The sequence below is a fragment of the Alkalibacterium indicireducens genome, from assembly GCF_039522005.1.
GTDB lineage: Bacteria > Bacillota > Bacilli > Lactobacillales > Carnobacteriaceae_A > Alkalibacterium > Alkalibacterium indicireducens.
The window spans coordinates 1-4,738 of record NZ_BAAADA010000155.1; the positions used below are offsets into that span (position 1 = coordinate 1).

The 4,738-nt window shown below is 36.8% G+C and carries 2 protein-coding genes and 2 pseudogenes; all 4 read left to right on the top strand.

Translation table 11 applies throughout. From position 1 onward, the window contains the following. Window positions 1-88: 88 nt before the first annotated feature. Window positions 89-550 (top strand): annotated as a pseudogene (locus ABFX15_RS09000) (MBL fold metallo-hydrolase); the annotation flags it as partial. A 105-nt stretch (window positions 551-655) separates the two neighbouring features. Further along, a complete protein-coding gene (locus ABFX15_RS09005) occupies window positions 656-1,126 on the top strand; it encodes an alkyl sulfatase dimerization domain-containing protein (RefSeq protein ID WP_346025095.1) in 471 nt (156 codons plus the stop codon). Continuing rightward, entirely contained in the window at window positions 1,116-3,056 is a 1,941-nt protein-coding gene (locus ABFX15_RS09010) for a beta-glucoside-specific PTS transporter subunit IIABC (RefSeq protein WP_346025094.1), read from the top strand. The genes ABFX15_RS09005 and ABFX15_RS09010 overlap by 11 nt, the downstream gene beginning before the upstream one ends. A 32-nt stretch (window positions 3,057-3,088) precedes the next feature. Then, window positions 3,089-4,554 (top strand): annotated as a pseudogene (locus tag ABFX15_RS09015) (glycoside hydrolase family 1 protein). Window positions 4,555-4,738: the final 184 nt, after the last annotated feature.

Consider the following 4,738-nt stretch of genomic DNA (forward strand, 5'->3'; position numbering starts at 1 on the left):
GGGCAAGTGTTTTTTGTCTTTTCCTTGATAGAACAACGGTTATAGACCTTTAAGAACAAAAAAATTTGACAGTAACGATCATAGAGGGGGGGCAAACTACTTCAAAGATACTGTTAATAATATTATAGCTTTTGAGCCAGTTAAGTCTGAGTTGAAATATTCAGAACGGATTTCAAAGGTACTCATGGCACGAACTGTAAGGCAATTTGGCTATAATTTGAGCGATGAAGAAGCGATTGGTCAAGGTATTGGGATTAGAGAAGGCCATGCTGTTGGGGAAGGTAAATATGATTTCTTATCACCTACAGAATATATCAATAAAGAAACTATTTTAGATATAGATGGAGTTTCTATTCACCTTGCACCCGCTCCAGGAGAAACAGATGATACTGGATTAATATGGATTCCAGAAGAGCAAGTTTTGTGTATTGGAGATAACTACTATGCTTGTTGGCCAAATTTATATGCATTGAGAGGAGGTAAATATCGTGACATTGCACAGTGGATAGATAGCTTAGAGTTGTTATTGTCTTATGACTCAGAGGTTGTTCTCCCTGGACATACCGATCCTTTAATCGGCAAATCAAAGGTACAATTAGTTCTAAATAACTACAAAGAAAGCCTTAAAGAAATATTATTACAAACTTTGGATTACATGAATCTGGGATACGCAGTAGATGAAGTAATTAAAAATGTAAAACTTCCATCTCATCTTCAAAGTCTACCTTACATGGAAGAATTCTATGGAACAGTTGAATGGTCAATCAAATCAATTTATAGTGCTTACTTAGGCTGGTTTGATGGTAATCCTACTAATACTAATAAGTTATCTAAAGAAAAATATTCTGAAAAACTTTTAAGTTTGATTGAAAACAAGGAAAAAATAATGAGTGAAATAGTAAACGATAATGATAAAGAAGATTTATTATGGGCGATGGAACTATGTGATTTATTATTGAACTCAAAAAGCAATAATCAGAAAGAGATAAATATCCTAAAAGCAAAAATAATGTTAAAAGTTGCAGATTATGAAACGAGTGCAAATAGTAGACATTACTATATTGAATATGCAAAAGAAATATTAAAAAATGAGAAAGAAATAGGAGGAAATAGCAATGGCTTATGAAGGATTAGCTAAAAAAATTATTGAAAACGTTGGTGGCGAAAATAATGTGAAGAGTGTTGTTCACTGTATTACCCGACTACGGTTTAAATTAAAAGATGAAGGTAAAGCTAATACAGATATTTTAAAGAATATGGATGGTATAGTAACCGTCATGAAGAGTGGTGGACAATATCAAGTCGTTATAGGGAATCATGTTCCGGACGTATATGAGGCAGTAGTTAATGAAGGTGGATTTGGAACAACTTCTGCATCTTCTACTGAAGAACCTGAAGATTCTGATCAGAACTTTATAAGTCGAGCGATCGATATAATTTCTGCAATATTTACCCCGATTTTAGGTGTATTAGCAGCTACCGGAATGATTAAAGGATTTAACGCATTATTTATTGCAACGGGATTATTAACTCAAGACATGGGAACGTATCAGATCCTCAATGCTATCGGGGATTCACTGTTTTTCTTCCTTCCCATTTTTCTCGGATACACAGCAGCTAAGAAGTTTGATGTCAAACCATTTGTAGGAATGGTGATTGGTGCATCATTGGTATATCCTGCACTTTCAGGGCTGACTGATGGTGAAGTCCTATACACATTGTTTGCGGGAACACTTTTTGAATCTCCTGTTTATATTACATTTTTAGGTATACCTGTTATATTAATGACGTATTCTTCTTCAGTTATACCGGTTATATTAGCAACCTTCTTAGCTTCTAAAGCTGAGAAGATGCTGAAAAAAGTCATACCAGATGTAGTGAAAACGTTCTTAATACCTTTTTTCACTATACTTATCATCGTACCATTGACCTTCCTCTTCATTGGACCTATCGCTACGTGGGCAAGTCAGCTACTAGGAGAGGGAATTGTTTGGGTATATGGTATCAGTCCACTTATTGCCGGTATGTTAATTGGAGGCTTATGGCAGGTATTAGTTATTTTTGGTATTCATTTGGGATTAGTAGCAGTTGCGATTACCAATTTATCTACCATGGGCTATGACCCAGTATTAGGCGCTTCCTTTGCGGCATCATTTGCTCAGACGGGGGTAGTCTTAGCAGTATGGCTTAAAACAAAAGATCAGACAATAAAGACTTTGAGTGCACCTGCCTTTATTTCAGGTATTTTTGGTGTAACAGAACCGGCCATTTATGGGGTAACCTTACCACTTAAAAAACCGTTTATCATAAGTTTAATCGCAGCAGGTGTAGGTGGCGGAATTTTAGGACACTTCGGTAGTGTAGTGCATCAGATGGGTGGATTTGGCGTGTTTGGTTATGCTAATAGAATTCATCCGACAGAAGGATTAAATACTGGATTTATTGCAGCAGTAGTCGCTACAATAATCGCCTTTATTCTAGGTTTTATTTTGACTTATTTCTTCGGAAATGTTCGACAAAAGGAGAAAGATACACCAGTAACTGGCGCTGATAACAGTGGAAAAGTTTCTAATGTAAATAATGGAGGGGACTTGGTTATTGAAGGTCAGCAATTAATGAGCCCATTAAAAGGGGATGTTATCTCACTATCAAAATTAGATGATGCGGCATTTTCTTCAGGAGCATTAGGACATGGTATTGCTATACAACCAACGGAAGGTACCCTGTTATCTCCGGCAGATGGCATTGTTACTACACTTTTCCCTACAAACCACGCTGTAGGTGTCACAACTGAATCTGGTGCAGAGATACTGATGCATATAGGTATGGATACGGTTCAATTAGAAGGAAAATATTTCAGCAGCTATGTTAAGCAAGGTGACAAAGTGACAATGGGCCAACCTTTGATTGAATTCGACATAGATAAAATTGAACAAGCAGGGTATCCAATCATTACTCCAGTAGTGGTCACTAACTCGGATAAATATAAAAATGTAAAAGTAACATCAGAATCTAAGGTAGATGGCGGGAACTTTATTCTAGCTTTAGAAGTTTAATATCAGCACGAAGGATATCTAGGAGGATTAAAATGTCTAATGTATTTCCAGAAAATTTTTTATGGGCGGAGCTACAGCTGCCAATCAGTACGAAGGAGGCTATTTATCAGGGGGTAAGGGTTTAAGTTTAGCCGATGTCATTACAAGCGGAGATCAGAAAACGCCAAGAAAAGTCACTTTTAAAACACCAGACGGAAAAATAGGTAGTAGAGAACGAAACGAGCCCCTACCTGAAGGAGCCAAAGCCTATGTTATCCCAGATCAGTACTATCCAAGTCATGTGGCTACTGACTTTTATCATCATTGGGAAGAGGATATTGCATTATTCGCAGAAATGGGTTTCAACAGTTTCCGCTTTTCAATCAACTGGGCTCGCGTATGTCCAAAAGGCACAAAAGAGTTGAATGAAGAAGGACTAATATTTTATGACAAAGTCATTGATGAATTACTGAAGTATAATATTGAACCAGTTGTTACACTGAATCACTTTGATATGCCGACTTATCTTGCGGATGAATATGATGGATGGTCCAGTAGAGAAGTCATTGATTTCTATACATTCTTCTGCAAAATCTTATTTAAGCGTTACAAAGGTAAAGTGAAGTACTGGATGACATTTAACGAAATAAACATTTTAAGAAGTTGGTCACAGTTAGGTATTCATTCCAATGACCCGCAAACTTTGTTCCAGGCAAAACATCATGTGTTTGTTGCAAGTGCTAAGGCTGTTCAGATAGGTAAAAAAATCAATCCTGATTTCCAAATCGGTATGATGGTGTGTTATATTCTCAATTATCCCAGAGACTGCAAACCTGCAAATATTCTTGAATCTTTGCAGTTTAACCGTGAAATGGAATTCTATATGGATGTTCAGGTAAAAGGCTACTATCCTTCTTATAAACTGAAAGCATTCGATAGAGAAGGAATAGTCATAAAGAAAGAACCAGAAGATGATGAGCTGCTAAAAATCGGTACTGTAGATTATATAGGATTTAGTTACTATATGTCGTCTGTATCAGATGTCGACGCTAAGGAATCAGATATTGTCATTGGGAACCAGATGAAAGTAACTAAAAATCCTTATTTGGAGATATCGGATTGGGGGTGGGCAATTGATCCAACTGGCTTGAGGGTGGCCTTATCTAAAATATATGACCGTTACCAGGCACCATTATTTATAGTAGAAAATGGATTGGGTGCATACGACAAGGTTAAAGAAGACGGGGCAATTTATGATGATTACCGTATACAATATTTCAAGAAACATATCAAGGAGATGCATGATGCCATCATCCTTGATGGGGTTGATTTGATAGGATACACTCCTTGGGGATGTATTGATTTAGTTTCTGCCGGTACTGGAGAAATGGATAAGCGTTATGGCTTTATTCATGTGGATTTGGATAATGACGGGAATGGAGATATGAGTCGTTCTCGAAAAAAATCGTTCGACTGGTATAAACAAGTCATCGAATCCAACGGAACTAAGTTGGATTAATTAATTTAGCATTAAGCGGAGAAGAGGTGTAGGTGCCTTCTCCGTTTTTTTCTGTATTTGCTTGACTTAAAGTCGACTATAAGTGGTAAAGTAAACCCTATCAATTGGGTAACTCCCAATAATCTATGAAAAATTATGTTTCCCAAATTTCTCGTTGCTCGTATGATGATTTCTGTCGATGAAG

Coding starts and splice junctions, on each gene's coding strand:
- ABFX15_RS09005 (WP_346025095.1), top strand. CDS start 656: ATGAATCTGGGATACGCAGTAGATGAAGTAATTAAAAATGTAAAACTT.
- ABFX15_RS09010 (WP_346025094.1), top strand. CDS start 1,116: ATGGCTTATGAAGGATTAGCTAAAAAAATTATTGAAAACGTTGGTGGC.